This is a genomic window from Martinezella tropici (assembly GCF_003287875.1).
In the GTDB taxonomy this organism is placed as follows: Bacteria; Pseudomonadota; Alphaproteobacteria; order Rhizobiales; family Rhizobiaceae; genus Rhizobium; species Rhizobium tropici_C.
In genome coordinates, this window is sequence record NZ_QMKK01000019.1 from 13906 (window position 1) to 30404 (window position 16499).

Here is a 16499-nt window from a genome sequence, read left to right on the forward strand (position 1 = left end):
TGGCGACGAAACATAATGTTGCGTCGCTCCATGGTGTTCGATCCTTGTCGGCCTTTGATTTGCCGCCTTGCTGTGCCGCCATCGCCGGCCGGATCGCCGGGACCGAAGCCCCGGGCCGGTTGCTGATGCTGCCTTACCCTTTCGATGCGCGAAGCATCTCTTCGTCCTCTTGCAATTGATCCGTGTCTTCAGTGCTGACGGCCGATGACGTCCGGCCGAGGAAAGAAAAGACGACGATTGCAGTGATGAGGGTGATGGCCGTCAGCAGCCAGAGCAGTGCGCTGAAGGCGTGGCCATAGTCTTGAATGAGGACGTCATGCCCGATCGCCGGCACATTCGAGGCCGCCGCCGCCAGATTGCCGGTGACGAGCTGTTGCGCCGCGGCCGAAGCATGCTCTGCTGCCGAGGCCCCGAGTTTCGATTGGATAAGAGCGGACAGAACGGCGCTGACGACCGCGAGTGCCACGCCTTCGCCGGCGACGCGGGTGGTGCTGAAGATGCCGGTTGCCATGCCGGCACGCTCCTTGGGAACGACGCTGACGGCAAGTCCATCCATCAGGCCCCAAGGCAGGCTGATGCCGACGCCGATCGCAAGCAGCGGACCGATGAGCGCGGAAGGAGCCGAACCCGCCGTGACATGGCTGAGCCAGAACAGACCTGAGGCCGAGATGACAAGGCCGGTGCCGCAGATCGTTGCCGGGCTGAACCAGCGGGTCAGAAGCCCGGCGACGATCGGCAGGATGAGCAGCGGCGCTGATAGCGCGACCATCATCCGGCCTGCTGCGATCTCGCTCATGCCTTCGATGCCGACGAACCGCACGGGCAAAAGGATCAGCAGCACGACGAAGGCATAGGCGGGTGCCGCCGCCAGCAGCTGCACGCCGACGAAGCGCGGATAGCGAAACAGGCTGAGATCCAGCATGGGCCGCTTCACGATGCGCTCGATGATACCGAAGGCCAGGAAAAGCAACGCCGCACCAATCAGCAGGCCGATGACGAGCGGATCGCTCCAGCCGGTTTCGGGTGCGCGCAGGACACCATAGGTGAACAGCGTCAAGGCAAGGGTGAAGCTCAGCGCACCGGGCCAATCCAGTCCCGCCGCATCCGGATCACGTGATTCGCGCAGAAAATAGGCGCCAAGTCCGAGGGCGAGCAATGCCAGGGCAACCACGAGAACGAAGATCGATGACCAGCCGAAGGCATCGATCATCAAGCCGGAGGCGATCGGCCGAAAGCCAGCCCGACGCCAAAGCTGGAGCCGACGATGCTGAAGGCCCGCATGCGCGCCGTCCCGTCGAATTCCTGGGCGAGCGAGGCCATGCCGCCGGAAAAAGCGGCGGCGGCACCAAGGCCCTGCAATGCCCGCAATATGTCGAACCAGACGATGTTACCGGCGAGCGCCAGTCCGGCTGAGAACAGCGCGAAGCAGGCGACGCCGGTCAGGAAGATGCGGCGCCGGCCAAAACTGTCCGCCAGCGCGCCTGATGCCATCAGGCAGCTGCCGAAGGTCAGCATGAAGGCATTGGTGACCCAGTTAAGCGCAATCGGGCTGCCGCCGAGCGTTCGGCTGATGGCGGGGAGGGCGACGGCCGGGCCGGTGAATGTGAGCGGCATTGCCGCTGCGGCGCAGCAGACGGCGACGAGCACGAAGAATTTCTCGGTCGCGCTTGCGACCTTTGTCTGAGATGAAATCATCGGATTACCATTGGGTTCGAGCAAGGAGAAGGCCGCGGGCTATGCTGGGAGTGATGCTGGCCGGAAAGGCCGCCCACGAACCTGAAATGACCCAAAGAGGATAGTTTTGCTGCAATCGAATGATAATACCGCTATAGCTCCATATATACCGGAATAAAACTCTCGAATGAGGATATACCTATGGATCGCTTGAGCGGATTGACGGCCTTCGTTCGCACGGCGGATCTCGGCAGCTTCGCGGCCGCCGGGCGTGTGCTCGGCCTTTCTGCATCGGCCGTCGGCAAGGCGGTCAGCAATCTGGAGCGCCAGCTCGGCGTTCGGCTGCTGCAGCGCTCTACCCGCAGCATCCGGCTGACCGAGGAGGGGCGTCTCTTTCATGAGCGCTGCCGGCGCGTGCTCGACGATCTCGACGATGCGCAGGCATCGCTCGCTCAAGCTATTGCCGTTCCGCGCGGACGGCTGCGCGTCAGCGTGCCGATCGTCAGCTATCATTTCCTGCTGCCCGTTGTGCCGGAATTCGTCGCCCGCTACCAGGATGTAGAACTCGACATCGATTTCAACGACCGCATCGTCGACATGATCGAGGAAGGGGTCGATGTCGCGATCCGCAGCGGCCAGCTGCCCGACTCGCGGCTGATCTCGCGGACATTGCGGCCGTTTCAGATGCTGCTCTGTGCCGCGCCCAGCTATCTTGAACGCTTCGGCATTCCCGATTGTCCGCGCGCGCTCAACGAGCATCTGGCCGTCAGGTTTCGCTTCCCCAACAGCGGCAAGCTGCAGGATTGGCCGCTGACCATGCCGGAAGGCGAGCCGGAGTTGCGCATGCGAACGGCCTTTTCCTGCAACAATATGGAGGCTGTGCGCGGCGCGACGATCGCCGGCCTCGGCATCGGCTGCATGCCCGATTTCCTCGTGCGCAGCACGCTTGCGGAAGGAAAGCTCAAAACGGTTCTCGACGATTTCATCGATGAACCCGGCCATTTCCATCTGCTCTGGCCGTCCAATCGCCATATGTCGCCCAAGGTTCGGGTTTTCGTCGATTTCCTGAGCGAGCGGCTTTTCGCGAAAAGCTGCGATGTTTTGCCGGCCACGGCTGCTGTTTGAAAAAGAGGCCCGGCAGCCGGTTTGAAGCCTGCATGCTGGCCAGGCGGTATATTTCCCCGAATTGCCGTCGAAACGGTTGTCGGCGGCATTCGATTTTGCAACGGTAGACATCTACGTTTTAATTTGCCGCGCCGATTTAAGGATTGGCGGCCGCCAAATTTGGAAATCACGATGAGCCGTTTCTGGAGCCCCATTGTTCACACCCTGACCCCCTATGTCGCCGGCGAGCAGCCGACGATGGGCGGCATGATCAAGCTGAACACCAATGAAAGCCCTTACGGGCCTTCTCCGCTTGCGCTGGAGGCAATTTCGAAGGCGACGTCCGACAGGCTTCGGCTCTATCCCGATCCGACGGCGCGGGAGTTGCGCAGCGTGATCGCCGAAAGCTTCGGGATCGACAAGGACGAGGTCTTCGTCGGCAACGGATCGGACGAGGTTCTGGCCCATACGTTCCAGGCACTGCTGAATCATGAGGAGCCACTGCTTTTCCCCGACATCAGCTACAGCTTCTATCCGACCTATTGCCGCCTTTACGGAATCGAGTTCCGGCGGGTTCCGGTCGATGCCGAAATGTGCGTCCGCATTGACGATTATCGCCAGCCCTGCGGCGCAATCATTCTGCCCAATCCCAATGCGCCGACAGGGATTGGCCTGCCTCTAGTCGATATCGAAAATCTTCTTAGGAATCATCCCGATCAGGTCGTCGTCATCGATGAAGCCTATGTCGATTTCGGCGGCGAGAGCGCCGTCCCGCTTGTCCGGACATACCCAAACCTCTTGGTGATCCAGACCCTGTCGAAGTCCCGCGGGCTTGCCGGCTTGCGAGTGGGCTTCGCCGTCGGGCAAAGGCCGCTGATCGAGGCCTTGGAAAGGGTGAAGGACAGCTTCAATTCCTACCCCCTCGATCAGCTTGCGCAGGCAGGTGCTGTAGCCGCCTGGAAAGACCGGGACTGGTTCGAGCGTCATCGCGCCTTGATCATTGCCAGCCGTGAGCGCCTGGCCGTCGGGCTCAAGGAACTCGGCTTCCACGTCCTCCCGTCCTCCACGAATTTTCTGTTCGCACGGCATCCGAGCCGTTCAGGCGCGGAACTGGCGGCAGAGCTGCGGAGCAGGAACATTCTGGTACGACGGTTTTCCGGCGAGCGTATCGACGATTTCCTGCGTATTACCATCGGTACGGATGATGAGTGCGATCGGCTGGTAGCGGTTCTCGGTGAAATATTGCAGTAACACTGGCTGTCTCGGAAGAATTTGCTTCAGGGCCTTAAAAAGACCAGGAGCTGCCTCAACCGCAGTCGTGCTGTCACCGCAAAGCGGCAAATGAAAAAGGCGGCGGAGCCAAGCCCGCCGCCTTCTGTCATCACATGCGATAGCGATCAGATGTCGCTTGCCGCGTTTGCCCAAATTTCCGCTGCCTGTGCGGCGGTGACGCGGCGCACATCCGTTTCATCGCGGCGGTTGGCGAAGAGTTCGCTTGCCATGATCTGCTCGGCAAGATCGGCCGGCAGCGACAGGAGAACGCGCTGGCCATCCTTGTGGATGCCGCCGACATCGGAACGCTTGCCGGTGATCATGCCGCCCGCAACCGTGTTGTTGCTTTCCGGATCGATCAGGATGAAGGAGCCGGTCGAGCGGTTTTGCTCATAGGGATCGAAGATGGCACTCTCGTCGAAGGTCAGGCGAACCTTGCCGATAGCATTCATCCACAGCGCCTGCGCCGGAGCCCAGGCGCCGGTCTTCAGCTCAAGCTGCGCGATCGGCTGTACCTGAACACGCTGGCGGCGGCTGCCGCTCTTCAACCAGTAGCGCTTGCCGGGTTCGATGCCTTCCGGCTGCAGCGCGACGATCTGGGCATCGAAGGAAAGGCCCGTCTGCGGCTGGCTGTCGATGGCGACGATCATGTCGCCGCGCGACACGTCCACCTGGCGGTCGAGGACGAGCGTGATGGCGTCGCCTGCGACCGCGGCATTGCGCACGAGATCGAAGGTGACGATCTTCGAGACATTGGCCACCATGCCCGACGGCAGGATCATGACGCTGTCCCCCGGCTTCACCGAGCCGCCGGCAACCGTACCCTGATAGCCGCGGAAGCTTTCGCCGGGGCGGGAGACGCGTTGCACCGAAAGACGGAAGCCGACCGTCTGCGCGGAGCGAACGGTCGCCAGTTCCAGCGTTTCGACCAGCGTCGGGCCGGTATACCACGGCATGGCAGCCTGGCCGGAATAGACGACGTTTTCACCCTTCAGCGCCGACATCGGGATGGCCGTGATCTGCTTGACGCCGAGCGAAAGGGCGAATTCGCGGAAGTCGTTGGAGATCTTCTCGAAGCCGGCACGGTCGTAGTTCGTCAGGTCGATCTTGTTGACTGCGAGCACGAACTGCTTGATGCCGAGCAGCGACGCGATTGTGGCGTGGCGGCGGGTCTGCTCGAGGATGCCCATGCGCGCATCGACCAGCAACACGGCGAGATCGGCGGTAGAGGCACCGGTTGCCATGTTGCGGGTGTACTGCTCGTGACCGGGCGTGTCGGCGACGATGAACGAGCGCTTGTCCGTCGAGAAATAGCGATAGGCGACATCGATGGTGATGCCCTGTTCGCGCTCGGCCTGCAGACCGTCGAGCAGCAGTGCGAAGTCGGGCAGGCCGAGGTCATTCTGCTTGCCGGTGGAATCGCGCTGCAGCGTGGCGGCTTGGTCTTCCTTGACCGCTTTGGTATCCCAGAGGAGACGGCCGATCAGCGTGGACTTGCCGTCATCGACACTGCCGCAGGTGATCAGGCGAAGCGGGCGCGAATCGCGGAGAGCCTTGGCCGGTTCGGCGGCAGACCCAACAGCGGGCCCCACAACAGGCATCGTGACGACGTTGGCGTTTGCGGTCATCTCAGAAATATCCTTCACGCTTCTTCTTTTCCATGGAGCCGGACTGGTCGCGGTCGATAGCGCGTCCCTGACGTTCGGAAACCGTGGCGATTTCCAGCTCTGCAATGATGTCTTCAAGGGTCGTGGCGGTGGAGCGGATGGCCCCGGTCAACGGGAAGCAGCCGAGGGTGCGGAAGCGGATCACTTCCTCGCGCTTGGTTTCGCCCGGCAGCAATTCCAGCCGCGGGTCCGCGGCCATGATCATCATGCCATCGCGCTCGACAACCGGGCGCTTGGCCGCGAAATAGAGCGGCACGATCGGGATTTCCTCGGCCTGGATGTAGCGCCAGATATCCACTTCGGTCCAGTTGGAAAGCGGAAAGACGCGAACGCTTTCGCCCTTGCGGATCTGGCCGTTATAGATGTTCCAGAGTTCCGGGCGCTGGTTGCGCGGATCCCAGCGATGGTCCGGCGTGCGGAAGGAATAGATGCGCTCCTTGGCACGCGAGGCTTCCTCGTCGCGTCGAGCGCCGCCGAAAGCGGCGTCGAACTGGCCGGCATCGAGCGCATGGCGCAGCGCTTCGGTCTTCATGATGTCGGTATAGCGGGCCGAGCCATAGGTGAAGGGCGTGATATTCTCCGCCTTGCCGCGTGGATTGATGTGCTCGATCAGGTCGAGATCATACTTCTTCACGATCTCGTCGCGGAAGGTGATCATCTCGGCAAATTTCCAGCCGGTGTTCACATGCAGGAGCGGGAAGGGGACGCGGCCGGGATAGAAGGCCTTGCGCGCCAGATGCAGCAGTACCGACGAATCCTTGCCGATCGAATAGAGCATGACAGGACGCTCGAATTCGGCGGCAACTTCGCGGAAGATATGAATCGCCTCGTTTTCGAGTGCCTTCAGATGCGGATCGAGGGGCGGCTTGACGCTTTGCGGATTGGAGATTTCCGTATCCGGACGGCTATCGGGCATTGATGACTCCAGAACTTTCAAATGTGCCGGCCGGAATATGGACCGGAAAGAATGGATGCTTTGGCTCCCTAGATATCGGCGGCGTAGGAAACGCGCCTTGGATCGAAAGCCGGGAGCCGGCGGGTATTTTACTGTGCGGCGGCTGTGATCTCTTCATGAACGTGCAGACCGCATTCGCGCTTTTCGTCGTTTTCCCACCACCAGCGGCCGGCCCGCTCGGGCTCGCCCGGCTTGATCGCCCGCGTGCAGGGCTCACAGCCGATCGAGGGATAGCCGCGGGCATGCAGCGGGTTCACCGGAACGCTGTTATCGGCGACATAGGCGCGGATGGCATCGATGTCCCAGTCTGCGAGCGGGTTGATCTTGATCAGGTTGCGCTCGGGGTCGAATTCGGCGAAGGGCGTATCGGCGCGGTTGGCGGACTGGCCGCGGCGCAGGCCGGTGATCCAGATGGTGGCGCCCGAGAGTGCCCGCGCAAGCGGCTTCAGCTTGCGCACGCCGCAACAGGCGTGCCTGGCTTCGACGCTCTCATAGAAACCGTTCAGACCGTATTTTTCCGCATAGGCATCGATATCGGCCTGTTCCGGCTCGTAACGGACGATGTTGATATCGTATTGGCTTTCGGTCTCGCCGATCAGGGCGAGCGTTTCCGGGAAGAGACGACCTGTCTGCAGGGTCGCCACTTCGATCGGCAGACGGTGATTGCCGATCTCCGCCGTGATCACCTGATCCTCGATCCCGAGCGACGTCGTGAACACGGTGCGACCTCCGAGGCCGGCCACGAGAGACAGACGGCCAGCAAGATCGAGCGATGCGAGTTGGCTGTTGAGCGTCGCGGCGTCTTCAATGGATGTAATGGCAGTCATGGGGGATCCTGTCCTGATATTGGCAGGAGTATCGCAGCTCGTGACGTTTGCGGACAGAAAAATAGATTTCGAAAGGGAGCGGCTGGAGAGTAAATATCTCCATGAAGCAGCACCGATAAGGAAAAGCGACCGCCCCGGCTGTTAACCAAGGCGATTTGCCGCGGGAAGCGGCCCTTCGGAAGCACTTGATATGGCGAGCCATGTTTAAGTGCTTGCTTTAATGTCTATAGAAATAGTAGAGTTACACATAGCTTGTCAAATGGAAATCGGAAGTGATGCCCAAAATGATGCGCTGCGGTGGATTTTGCGCTAAACTATTGGCATAGCGACAAAGAATGACAACAAGTCTGGGTTGCTAACGTTTCCTGGCCGTGCGCCAAGGGTGTGAGTGCTTCGAAATTGCCCCGGGGACGAGGGCTGAGGAGTTCTGTAGCGGACCGGGCGAATCGCTCGACCGGACGTATCGCATGTGTGTGTGAAGCGGTTCGAAATGATTACTCAGAAAGCAAAATATGCGCTGCGGGCGCTGTCTGCCTTGGCCCAATCCGAGGCGGGCGAGCCGATGATGATTTCCGACATCGCCGCCCAGCAGAAGATTCCGAAGAAGTTCCTCGAACAGATCCTTCTCGACCTGAAGCATCAGGGTATCGTCATAAGCCGTCGTGGCAAGCAGGGCGGTTATCTCCTGCGCAAGCCGGCAGACGAAATCACCTTCGGCGAAATCCTGCGGGTCATCGATGGGCCTCTGGCGCCGCTGCCCTGTCTGTCATTGACAGCCTATCGCCGCTGCGACGATTGCGACGGTGAGCAAAACTGCGAAATCCGCCATGTCTTCGCCCGGGTGGCGGATGCGACCCGCAAGGTGTTGTTCTCGACGACGATCGCCGATGCCATTGCTCAGCCCGATGGGGCTGAGGTCACGAGGTTGATGGCCTAATCAAGAATCGGAATGGCAGGCCCTGGGCCTCAACCGGCGGCATGCTCCTCGCTGCCTTCCTTCTCCATGGCCCGCCGGGCGCGGATGGCCGCTGCGATGAAGACGCGCGACAGGCCGTGATAAAGCGGCTCGCGCGAGAGCAGCCGGGACGTCACATAGCCGATCATCGATACCGCCATGATCGGGATGACGGCCTGATGATCGCCCGTCATTTCCAGGATGATGACGAAGGCCGTCATCGGCGCCTGCACCACGCCGGCGAAATAACCGGCCATGCCGAGGATCGCAGCGAGCGCGATGCTGCCGCCGACCAGCGTGCCGACCGTGCTGCCGAAACCGGCGCCGACAGCAAGCGATGGGGCAAAGATGCCGCCGGGAATGCCCGAGATCATCGACAGAAAGCTTGCCAGTAGCTTCTCGACGAAGAAGAGCAGGGGCAGGGCGTGTCCTTCCACTGCGCCGCGAGCCTGCTCGTAACCCGTGCCAAAGGTCTGGCCGCCGGAAAGCACGCCGACGGCGGCAACGACAAGACCGCAGAGACCGGCCAGGATCAGCATGCGCTGGAGCGGTTGCGGTTGTGCCCAGCGGCGGATGCGGATGCCGGCGTAGAGCGCCAGTCCGCTGAAAGTGGCGCCGAGCGTGCCACCGCCGACGCCGCAGATCAGCATGACGATCCAGTCCCGAAGCATCGTCGGCGCGGCGTCGGCCGTGCCGAAATAATTGTAGCTGCCGGAAAGGCCGAGTGCGGCAAGGCCGGAGAGGATGACGGCCGTCAGTACCAGGCCATTGGCGCGGGATTCGTAGGTGCGGCTCATCTCCTCGATGGCAAAGACGATACCCGCAAGTGGCGTGTTGAAGGCGGCCGCGATGCCGGCGGCGGAGCCGGCGAGGATCAGCCCCTTGGCCTGCGCCATGCCGCCGAAGCGGGCAACGGCCAGCATGAAGGAGGCGCCGACCTGCACTGTCGGCCCCTCGCGACCGATGGAGGCCCCGCTTAGGAGCCCCAGTATGGTCAGCACGATCTTGCCGAAGGCGAGCCGCAGCGACAACAGCTTGGTGCGATCCTCTTCATGATGCAGATGTCGCGCGGCAATCGCCTGCGGGATGCCGCTTCCTTGCGAATTGGGAAACAGCGTCGCTGCGAGATAGGCGGATAGCACGAAGCCGAGCGGCGTCAGCAGGAGCGGCAGCAGCCACATCCACTCGCCGGATTGCGTCACGCCGGTAAAAGTCCGTTGCGCCAGATCGGCGAGCTTGGCGAAGCCGACGCTGATGACGCCGATCGCCAGGGCACCTGTCCAGAACACCAAACGCGGCCGCCAGAGATTGAAAGACCCCCAGAAAACGCGGGAACGGCGGAGCAGCTTGGACTTGCGGTAGATAGGGGGCATGGGACGTGTGACCGTTATGCTGGCCGGCATGCCCTTTGGAGGCATTTTCCGGGCCGCTCACCTCGTGGGGAGAATTGCGATATCGATCTTTCTTACAGAATTTCCTTTTGCGGCCAAGGCTTAATCCACGTGTTGACCGTTTCGAGCCATCGAATAGAATGTATCGCAATTGCAATGCAAAGGAGCCGATGAATGAAATCCGCTTCCATACCCCCCTTGAGGGTTGATCCCGCCTTGCGCGCCGCTGCTGAAAGCGTGCTGCGAGAGGGTGAGTCATTGTCAGCATTTGTGGAAAGTTCGCTGCGTGCGCAGATTGAACACCGCCGAACGAGGGCCGAATTCATCGCTCGCGGCCTTGCTGCGCGGGAGGATGCGAGGAAAACAGGCGTGTATCATAGCGCTGACGACGTGCTGGGAATGCTGAAGCGCAAACTTGAAGCTGCAAAAGCGTCCGGACGAAAATGACCTTTGCAGTGCGTTACTCCCAAGGCGCGCTCGATGATCTCGAACGACTCTATGACTATCTCTTGGTAAGAGACATCGAGCTTGCGGAAAAAGCCTATCAGGCGATCGCCAAGGCAATGGAATTTCTGGAGAATTTTCCGTTCAGTTGCCGCAAAGCGTCGGCGGACGACGCATTTCTCCGCGAACTCGTCATTCCTTTCGGCTCGTCAGGTTATGTCGCTCTATTCGAAATCGAGGATAGCGAGACGGTGACGATACTAGCGATCAGGCATCAGCGAGAGGAGGATTACCACTGATGCGCGCCCATCCTACCGATCGCTTGTCTCCCACCGCGGATTGATCCAAGGCTCCTGGTTCGAGCGTGCCAGCCTCGGCTTGCCAAGGATGTGGTCGGCCGCTTTTTCGCCTGTCATGATCGAAGGACCGTTCAGGTTGCCGTAGGTGACATGCGGGAAGATCGAGCTGTCGGCGACACGCAGGCCGTCGACGCCGATGACGCGGGTGTCGGGATCGACCACCGCCATCGGATCATCCTTCGCGCCCATCTTGCAGGTGCCGCAGGGATGATAGGCGCTTTCCAGATGTTCGCGCAGGAAGGCGTCGATCTGATCGTCGGACTGAACGTTCGGTCCGGGCTGGATTTCCGCGCCGCGATAGTCGTCGAAGGCCTTCTGCCCGAAGATCTCACGGGTGAGGCGTACGCAGTGGCGGAACTTCTCCCAGTCTTCCGGATGGCTCATATAGTTGAAGCGGATCACCGGGTCGGCCTTCGGATCGGAGGAGCGTAGCGTGACGTTGCCGCGCGATTTCGACAGGTTATAGCCGACATGCACCTGGAAGCCGTGGCTCTTCGCTGCCGCCTTGCCGTCATAGCTGATGGCAACGGGCAGGAAGTGGTACTGGATATCGGGCTGTTTGACGCCGGGTGCGGAGCGCAGGAAGGCGCAGGCTTCGAACTGGTTGGAAGTGCCGAGGCCCTTCTTGAAGAGAAGCCACTGCGCGCCGGCAATCCCCTGCATGTACCAGGGCAGCCATGAATAGAGCGACACAGGCTTCAGGCTCGTCTGCTGGAAATAGAACTCCATATGGTCCTGCAGGTTGGCGCCGACGCCCGGCCGGTCGGCCTTCACCTCGATCCCCATGTCGCGCAGATGCTGCCCAGGTCCGATGCCGGACAGCATCAGCAGCTTCGGAGAATTGAACGAGGAGGCGGAGATGATCACCTCACGGTTCGCCCAGATGACCTCGATCTTGCCGTCCCGCTCGACTTCGACACCGGCCGCGCGGCCGTTTTCGATAATGACCTTGCGGGCGAAGCAGCGGATGAGGTTTACGTTCGGCCGCTTCAGCGCAGGCTTGAGATAGGCTGTCGCCGCAGACCAGCGCCGGCCCATCCATGTCGTCTGCTCCATCAGGCCGAAGCCTTCCTGCTTGCTGCCGTTATAATCCTCCGTCGCCTCGAAGCCCGCCTGCTTGCCGGCCTCGATGAAGGCGTGGAACAGCGGGTTGCGGGCATCGCCTCGGCGCACATGCAACGGGCCATCCTTGCCGCGCCAGCCCTCTTCACCGCCATGCGAATGCTCCATCCGCTTGAAGTAGGGCAGTACGTCAGCATAGGCCCAGCCCTGCGCACCGAGCGCCTCCCAGCGGTTGAAGTCTTCCGCATGGCCGCGCACATAGACCATGCCGTTGATCGAGGAGGAGCCGCCGATCACCTTGCCGCGCGGCGCGGTGATGCGTCGGTTGTTGAGCTGCGGTTCGGGCTCGGAAAGATAGCCCCAATTGTAACGGTCCATGCTCATCGGCCAGGCAAGGGCCGCCGGCATCTGGATGAATGGGCCGAAATCGCTGCCGCCAAATTCCAGAACGATGACCGAATGCTTGCTGTCTTCCGACAGGCGGTAAGCCATGGCGGAGCCGGCCGAGCCCGAGCCGACGATGACGAAATCTGCTTGCATGACGATGTGCTCCTGGTGGCAACGGGCGTAAATCAAAGGGGTCTACACCCTCCCCTCGAGGGGGAGGGTCGGCCGCGGGCCGGGGTGGGGTGATTGCTGTTACGCGCGCTGCGGCTGGTCACCCCCACCCGCCGCTACGCAGCGGCCTCCCCCCTCAAGGGGGAGGTGGATCAATAAGGCGCCTGTACCGGCCCCATGCCGACATAAACGGTCTTCAGTTCTGAATAGTGCTCCAGCGCCGCCAGCGAGTTCTCGCGACCGAAACCGGATTGCTTGGAGCCGCCGAAGGGGATTTCGACCGGGCAGAGATTGTAGGTGTTGATCCAGAGCGTACCGGCTTCGAGCTGGTCGACCACGCGGTGAGCGCGGGTGAGGTCGGCGGTGAAGACGCCACCGGAAAGGCCGAATTCGGTGGCATTGGCGCGGGCGATCACCTCGGCCTCGTCATCGAAATCGAGAACGCACATGACCGGCCCGAAAATCTCCTCGCGGGCGATCGTCATCTCGTCGGTGACGTCGGCAAACACGGTCGGCTGGATATAGTAGCCTTCGCCGGAGACATTGTTCGGGATGCCGCCGCCAGTTACGAGCGTTGCGCCCTCAGCCTTGCCCTTTTCGATGTAGGAAAGCACCTTCTCACGCTGCGCCCAGGAGACCATCGGGCCGATCTGCGTTGCCTCGTCCATCGGGTCGCCGATGAGCATGGCGTCTGTGCGGGCCTTCAGGCGCTTCAGGAATTCGGGCTTGATCTTGCTGTTGACGAAGACGCGCGTGCCGTTCGAGCAGACCTGGCCGGTCGAATAGAAATTGCCGAGCATGGCCCCGCCGACCGCGCTATCGATATCGGCGTCGTCGAAGACGATCAGCGGCGACTTGCCACCGAGTTCCATGGTGACATGCTTGAGGGTGCCGGCCGCCGAAGCCGCCACCTTGCGGCCGGTCGGCACCGAGCCGGTCAGCGATACCTTCGCCACATCCGGATGGTTGATCAGCAGCGGCCCGGTTTCGCGGTCGCCCTGGATGATGTTGTAGAGACCCTTCGGCAGGCCTGCCTCAATAAGGATTTCGGCGATCTTCAGCGCGCCGAGCGGCGTGTTTTCCGAAGGCTTAAACACCATGGCGTTGCCGGCGACGAGGGCCGGTGCACCCTTCCAGCAGGCGATCTGCTGCGGATAGTTCCATGCGCCGATGCCGACGCAGACGCCGAGCGGCACGCGCTTGGTATAGGCGAAATCACCGCCGAGCGGGATGTAGGAGCCGTTGAGACCGGCCGCCGCGATGCCGCCGAAGAATTCGAAGCTGTCGGCCCCGGAGGTCGGGTCGGCCACGATGGTTTCCTGGATCGGCTTGCCTGTATCCAGCGTTTCCAGTTCCGAAAGCTCGCGGTTACGTTCGCGCATGATCTCGGCCGCTCGCTTCAGGATGCGGCCGCGCGCCGTTGGGCTCATGGCCGCCCATTCCGGCTGCGCACGCTTGGCACTGGCGATCGCCTTTTCGACGATGGCAGGCGTTGCCGCGTGCAAACGGGCGATCACCTCGCCGGTCGCCGGATAGATGCTTTCGATAAGAGTGCCGTCGGTGTCCTCGACATATTCCCCGTCGATGAAATGCGAGGCTTTCGGTTGTGCGCGCATTATAGAACCCTCAATTCTTCGTAGGACACCATGACATGCTCTTGAAAAGCAGGCCGCTCGGTGAGGTTTTCGTAATAGCGCTGCAGCCGTGGATGGGCGGGGCGCTGGATGTCTATGTCGAAATAGCGATGGAGCGCATGGCCGAACTGTATGTCGGCCAGCGTCAGATTATCGCCGGCTAGGAAGCGATGCCGTCCGAACTGCGACTCGGCGATGTCAAGCTTCGCACCGAGGGCAGTTATAGCCGTAGCGATCACCTTCTCATCGCGCAGGGCAGGGGCAGTCCGCACCGCACGCCAGAATACCGGGCCGGTGAAATTCAAGGCGATGTTGATCTTGGCCCATTCGGCCCATTTGTCGATCTGGGCGCGATGGCGCGCATTCTTCGGCCAAAAGGCATCCTCGCCATATTGCGTGGCGAGATAGCGCAGGATGGCGCCGGTTTCCCAGAGCGGCTCGTCGTCGCCGTCGCGCAGCACCGGAACGGTGCCGTTCGGGTTCATCGCCAGGAATTCAGGAGTGTCGTTGACGCCATAGGTGAAGCCCGCATCGATGCGCTCATAGGCAAGACCGAGTTCGCCGATGCACCACATCAGCGCCTGCACATTCGATGACGATTTGCGGCCCCAAACGGTCAGCATGGCTTCAGCCTTTCAACGCGTTGAGATGGGTCGTCAGGTAATCTTCCGTCAGCGCGATCGAGGCCTCGGTGCTGATCGGCGCGGAGCGAAGGCCTTGGCGGATATAGAGCCCGTCGATCATGGCAGCCGCGCCCTCGGCGATCCGCCCAGCGTCGCCGGCCGGGCACAGAGCCTTGAGATTGGCGACCAGATTCGAATGCAGGCGGCGTGCGTAGATGACGAGAAAGCGCCGCGTCTCTTCCGAGCGCTGCGCCTCGGCATAGAAGGCGAGCCATGCAGCGATCGTTTCCGGCGCGAACTGGTCGGCCTGGAAGCTGACGCGGATGACGGCCGAGAGCTTTTCGCGCGGCGTTTTCGCGGCTTGCAGCGCCGTCACGACGCCGTCGCGCAGCCGCTGTAGATGCACGCGGACGGTCTCGATCAGCAGCTGTTCCTTGCTGCCGAAATAGTGATGCGCAAGGGCAGGAGAAACGCCGGCCTGCTTGGCGATTTCGGACATGGTGACGGTCAGCGAGCCGTGATCGCCGATCACGCGCATCGCGGCATCCACCAGCGCCTTGCGGCGCACGGGTTCCATTCCGACTTTCGGCATGCGTCAAACTCCAGTCTGGGAACTAGAGTGTATTTTTGATTGACTGATCAATCAATAAAAAAATTACACGAAAAGCGTTCCATGGCAAAAAATCCGCAACCTCTTTCCGCCAAGCATTTCTGTGCCATACTTCCTCTTAGGAGGAGGTGCAGTCATGGTCGATATTCTTGATGAAGTCCCGTCATCCGCAATGCGTAACAAATGGGGCTGGTTTGTCGGGCTCGGCATATTGCTTCTGATCTGTGGCGGCATCGCGCTCGGCAATCTGTTCCTGGCCACCGTCGCCTCGGTCTATTATGTCGGCATGCTGATGCTGATCGGCGGCATTGTGCATCTGGCCCATGCCTTTCAGGTGCGGGGCTGGGAGCACATCCTGTTCTGGGTTCTCAGCGGCCTGCTCTATACGATTGCCGGCGTGCTTGCTTTCGCCAATCCGCTGTTGGCCTCGGAAGCTTTGACGCTGTTCCTCGCCATCGCGCTGCTCATTGCCGGAACGTTTCGTGTCTGGGTCGGCCGCAAGCTGAAGCCGGAGCGCGGCTGGGTCTGGATCGTCATCAGCGGCCTTGCGACCGCCGCCGCCGGCATCGCCATCGCGGTCGGCTGGCCGGTCAACAGCCTCTGGATCCTCGGCCTTTTCCTGGCCCTCGATCTGATCTTCCAAGGCTGGACGCTGGTGGCCTTCGGTCTTGTGCTCAGGCGGTAGGCGATCTTCCAAAAGGGGTAACGAACTGCTACTTTTTGACAAGGAGCGTGAGCGGCGCTACTCTTTGTCCCTCCGCTAATAAGGCGGAGCGGCGTTGAGTTATTGTGACGGCGGTACCTTCATTTGGAAACACGCATGTCCGGGACATGCCCTGAAGGCACTGTCGAGGCCGCGGAACATGCTTTCAGCCAAGTTTCCGCATAACAACGTCAAGGGAGGAATATCATGCCAATGGTAACGGTTTCCATCTCCCCGCTTCAGGCTGCCGGCATCCGTGCAGCGGTCGATACCGGCACCTATGCCTCAAGCAGTGAAGTCGTGCGGGAAGCTTTGCGCATGTGGGATGCAGCCCGCAAACGCGATGACATTTGCGACGTGCCGCATGCGGCCAACGATGGCGGAGACACGGCAAAAGGCAGCCGTTGCGTCGCCGATATGTTTGCCGATTACGACGCGGAACGGCACACGCACAATTAGTTCACAAGCTGCTGGCGATAGCAGCGGCGCGTGCCGGCGCACCGTCTGCCTCCCGTCCTGACGAATGGTTAACATTGCTTTACCATTCATGAAACTTTCACATGCGGGAAAGGTTTCGTTGACGCTTATGGCGCATCTTGGGGCGAAAACGCGGTAAATCCAAAGTTTTACTTAAATAAATTAGAACAGAATCCGCAAGTGG

The 16499-nt window shown here is 61.2% G+C and carries 15 protein-coding genes and 1 pseudogene; 7 read left to right on the top strand and 9 right to left on the bottom strand.

Features of this window, described 5'->3' with window-relative positions:
• Window positions 1-133: 133 nt before the first annotated feature.
• Window positions 134-1695: pseudogene (locus tag DQ393_RS02655) on the bottom strand (MFS transporter).
• Window positions 1696-1875: 180 nt separating this feature from the next.
• On the opposite strand from DQ393_RS02655, the gene DQ393_RS02660 reads away from it, so the two are divergent.
• Both DQ393_RS02660 and hisC read left to right on the top strand, forming a co-directional pair.
• Entirely contained in the window at window positions 1876-2799 is a 924-nt protein-coding gene (locus tag DQ393_RS02660; RefSeq protein ID WP_112340260.1) for a LysR family transcriptional regulator, read from the top strand.
• Window positions 2800-2970: 171 nt separating this feature from the next.
• Window positions 2971-4029, top strand: coding sequence for a histidinol-phosphate transaminase (gene hisC / locus DQ393_RS02665; protein ID WP_112340261.1), 1059 nt, complete (start codon window positions 2971-2973; stop codon window positions 4027-4029).
• Window positions 4030-4175: 146 nt separating this feature from the next.
• Here the strand turns inward: hisC and cysN are convergent, their stop codons facing one another.
• The 3 genes from cysN to DQ393_RS02680 all read right to left on the bottom strand — a co-directional run bounded on the left by cysN (window position 4176) and on the right by DQ393_RS02680 (window position 7499).
• Window positions 4176-5678: a sulfate adenylyltransferase subunit CysN gene (cysN, locus tag DQ393_RS02670; protein ID WP_112340262.1), complete on the bottom strand. Its 1503-nt coding sequence runs from the start codon at window positions 5676-5678 to the stop codon at window positions 4176-4178.
• A gap of 1 nt (window position 5679) precedes the next feature.
• A complete protein-coding gene (gene cysD / locus DQ393_RS02675; RefSeq protein WP_112340263.1) occupies window positions 5680-6633 on the bottom strand; it encodes a sulfate adenylyltransferase subunit CysD in 954 nt (317 codons plus the stop codon).
• Window positions 6634-6761: 128 nt separating this feature from the next.
• Complete coding sequence (locus DQ393_RS02680; RefSeq protein ID WP_112340264.1) at window positions 6762-7499, bottom strand: phosphoadenylyl-sulfate reductase; 738 nt, start codon at window positions 7497-7499, stop codon at window positions 6762-6764.
• A gap of 490 nt (window positions 7500-7989) precedes the next feature.
• Between DQ393_RS02680 and DQ393_RS02685 the strand changes: the two genes are divergently transcribed.
• Window positions 7990-8436 carry an RrF2 family transcriptional regulator gene (locus DQ393_RS02685; RefSeq protein WP_112340265.1) on the top strand — a complete coding sequence of 149 codons (447 nt, stop codon included), beginning with the start codon at window positions 7990-7992 and terminating at the stop codon, window positions 8434-8436.
• Between the two features lie 29 nt (window positions 8437-8465).
• Here DQ393_RS02685 and DQ393_RS02690 read toward each other — a convergent pair whose 3' ends face one another.
• Window positions 8466-9827, bottom strand: a complete 1362-nt coding sequence (locus DQ393_RS02690) for a chloride channel protein (RefSeq protein WP_112340355.1) — start codon at window positions 9825-9827, stop codon at window positions 8466-8468.
• Between the two features lie 192 nt (window positions 9828-10019).
• On the opposite strand from DQ393_RS02690, the gene DQ393_RS02695 reads away from it, so the two are divergent.
• Window positions 10020-10292, top strand: a complete 273-nt coding sequence (locus tag DQ393_RS02695; protein ID WP_112340266.1) for a YlcI/YnfO family protein — start codon at window positions 10020-10022, stop codon at window positions 10290-10292.
• On the top strand, window positions 10289-10588 hold the full coding sequence (locus DQ393_RS02700; RefSeq protein WP_112340267.1) for a type II toxin-antitoxin system RelE/ParE family toxin: 300 nt from the start codon (window positions 10289-10291) through the stop codon (window positions 10586-10588). The genes DQ393_RS02695 and DQ393_RS02700 overlap by 4 nt, the downstream gene beginning before the upstream one ends.
• A gap of 12 nt (window positions 10589-10600) precedes the next feature.
• On the opposite strand, the gene betA is transcribed toward DQ393_RS02700, so the two are convergent.
• From betA to betI, 4 genes are all read right to left on the bottom strand, one after another.
• Window positions 10601-12250: a choline dehydrogenase gene (gene betA, locus DQ393_RS02705; protein WP_112340268.1), complete on the bottom strand. Its 1650-nt coding sequence runs from the start codon at window positions 12248-12250 to the stop codon at window positions 10601-10603.
• A 170-nt stretch (window positions 12251-12420) separates the two neighbouring features.
• A complete protein-coding gene (betB, locus tag DQ393_RS02710; protein WP_112340269.1) occupies window positions 12421-13884 on the bottom strand; it encodes a betaine-aldehyde dehydrogenase in 1464 nt (487 codons plus the stop codon).
• The gene (locus tag DQ393_RS02715; protein WP_112340270.1) at window positions 13884-14525 is read right to left on the bottom strand and encodes a glutathione S-transferase family protein; all 642 of its coding nucleotides are present in this window, start codon (window positions 14523-14525) and stop codon (window positions 13884-13886) included. The genes betB and DQ393_RS02715 overlap by 1 nt, the downstream gene beginning before the upstream one ends.
• Window positions 14526-14529: 4 nt before the next feature.
• Complete coding sequence (betI, locus tag DQ393_RS02720; RefSeq protein ID WP_112340271.1) at window positions 14530-15117, bottom strand: transcriptional regulator BetI; 588 nt, start codon at window positions 15115-15117, stop codon at window positions 14530-14532.
• 154 nt (window positions 15118-15271) lie between these two features.
• Here betI and DQ393_RS02725 point away from each other — a divergent pair, with 154 nt between their 5' ends.
• Both DQ393_RS02725 and DQ393_RS02730 read left to right on the top strand, forming a co-directional pair.
• The gene (locus DQ393_RS02725; protein ID WP_112340272.1) at window positions 15272-15820 is read left to right on the top strand and encodes an HdeD family acid-resistance protein; all 549 of its coding nucleotides are present in this window, start codon (window positions 15272-15274) and stop codon (window positions 15818-15820) included.
• A gap of 225 nt (window positions 15821-16045) precedes the next feature.
• On the top strand, window positions 16046-16297 hold the full coding sequence (locus tag DQ393_RS02730; RefSeq protein ID WP_112340273.1) for a ribbon-helix-helix domain-containing protein: 252 nt from the start codon (window positions 16046-16048) through the stop codon (window positions 16295-16297).
• The last annotated feature ends 202 nt before the right edge of the window (window positions 16298-16499 follow it).

Excerpts from the sequence above, each read along its gene's own strand:
- DQ393_RS02680 (WP_112340264.1), bottom strand. The coding sequence starts at position 7,499 with ATGACTGCCATTACATCCATTGAAGACGCCGCGACGCTCAACAGCCAA.
- betI (WP_112340271.1), bottom strand. The coding sequence starts at position 15,117 with ATGCCGAAAGTCGGAATGGAACCCGTGCGCCGCAAGGCGCTGGTGGAT.
- DQ393_RS02685 (WP_112340265.1), top strand. The coding sequence starts at position 7,990 with ATGATTACTCAGAAAGCAAAATATGCGCTGCGGGCGCTGTCTGCCTTG.
- betB (WP_112340269.1), bottom strand. The coding sequence starts at position 13,884 with ATGCGCGCACAACCGAAAGCCTCGCATTTCATCGACGGGGAATATGTC.
- DQ393_RS02690 (WP_112340355.1), bottom strand. The coding sequence starts at position 9,827 with ATGCCCCCTATCTACCGCAAGTCCAAGCTGCTCCGCCGTTCCCGCGTT.
- cysN (WP_112340262.1), bottom strand. The coding sequence starts at position 5,678 with ATGACCGCAAACGCCAACGTCGTCACGATGCCTGTTGTGGGGCCCGCT.
- DQ393_RS02730 (WP_112340273.1), top strand. The coding sequence starts at position 16,046 with ATGCCAATGGTAACGGTTTCCATCTCCCCGCTTCAGGCTGCCGGCATC.
- DQ393_RS02695 (WP_112340266.1), top strand. The coding sequence starts at position 10,020 with ATGAAATCCGCTTCCATACCCCCCTTGAGGGTTGATCCCGCCTTGCGC.
- DQ393_RS02700 (WP_112340267.1), top strand. The coding sequence starts at position 10,289 with ATGACCTTTGCAGTGCGTTACTCCCAAGGCGCGCTCGATGATCTCGAA.
- DQ393_RS02725 (WP_112340272.1), top strand. The coding sequence starts at position 15,272 with ATGGTCGATATTCTTGATGAAGTCCCGTCATCCGCAATGCGTAACAAA.
- hisC (WP_112340261.1), top strand. The coding sequence starts at position 2,971 with ATGAGCCGTTTCTGGAGCCCCATTGTTCACACCCTGACCCCCTATGTC.
- cysD (WP_112340263.1), bottom strand. The coding sequence starts at position 6,633 with ATGCCCGATAGCCGTCCGGATACGGAAATCTCCAATCCGCAAAGCGTC.
- DQ393_RS02660 (WP_112340260.1), top strand. The coding sequence starts at position 1,876 with ATGGATCGCTTGAGCGGATTGACGGCCTTCGTTCGCACGGCGGATCTC.
- DQ393_RS02715 (WP_112340270.1), bottom strand. The coding sequence starts at position 14,525 with ATGCTGACCGTTTGGGGCCGCAAATCGTCATCGAATGTGCAGGCGCTG.
- betA (WP_112340268.1), bottom strand. The coding sequence starts at position 12,250 with ATGCAAGCAGATTTCGTCATCGTCGGCTCGGGCTCGGCCGGCTCCGCC.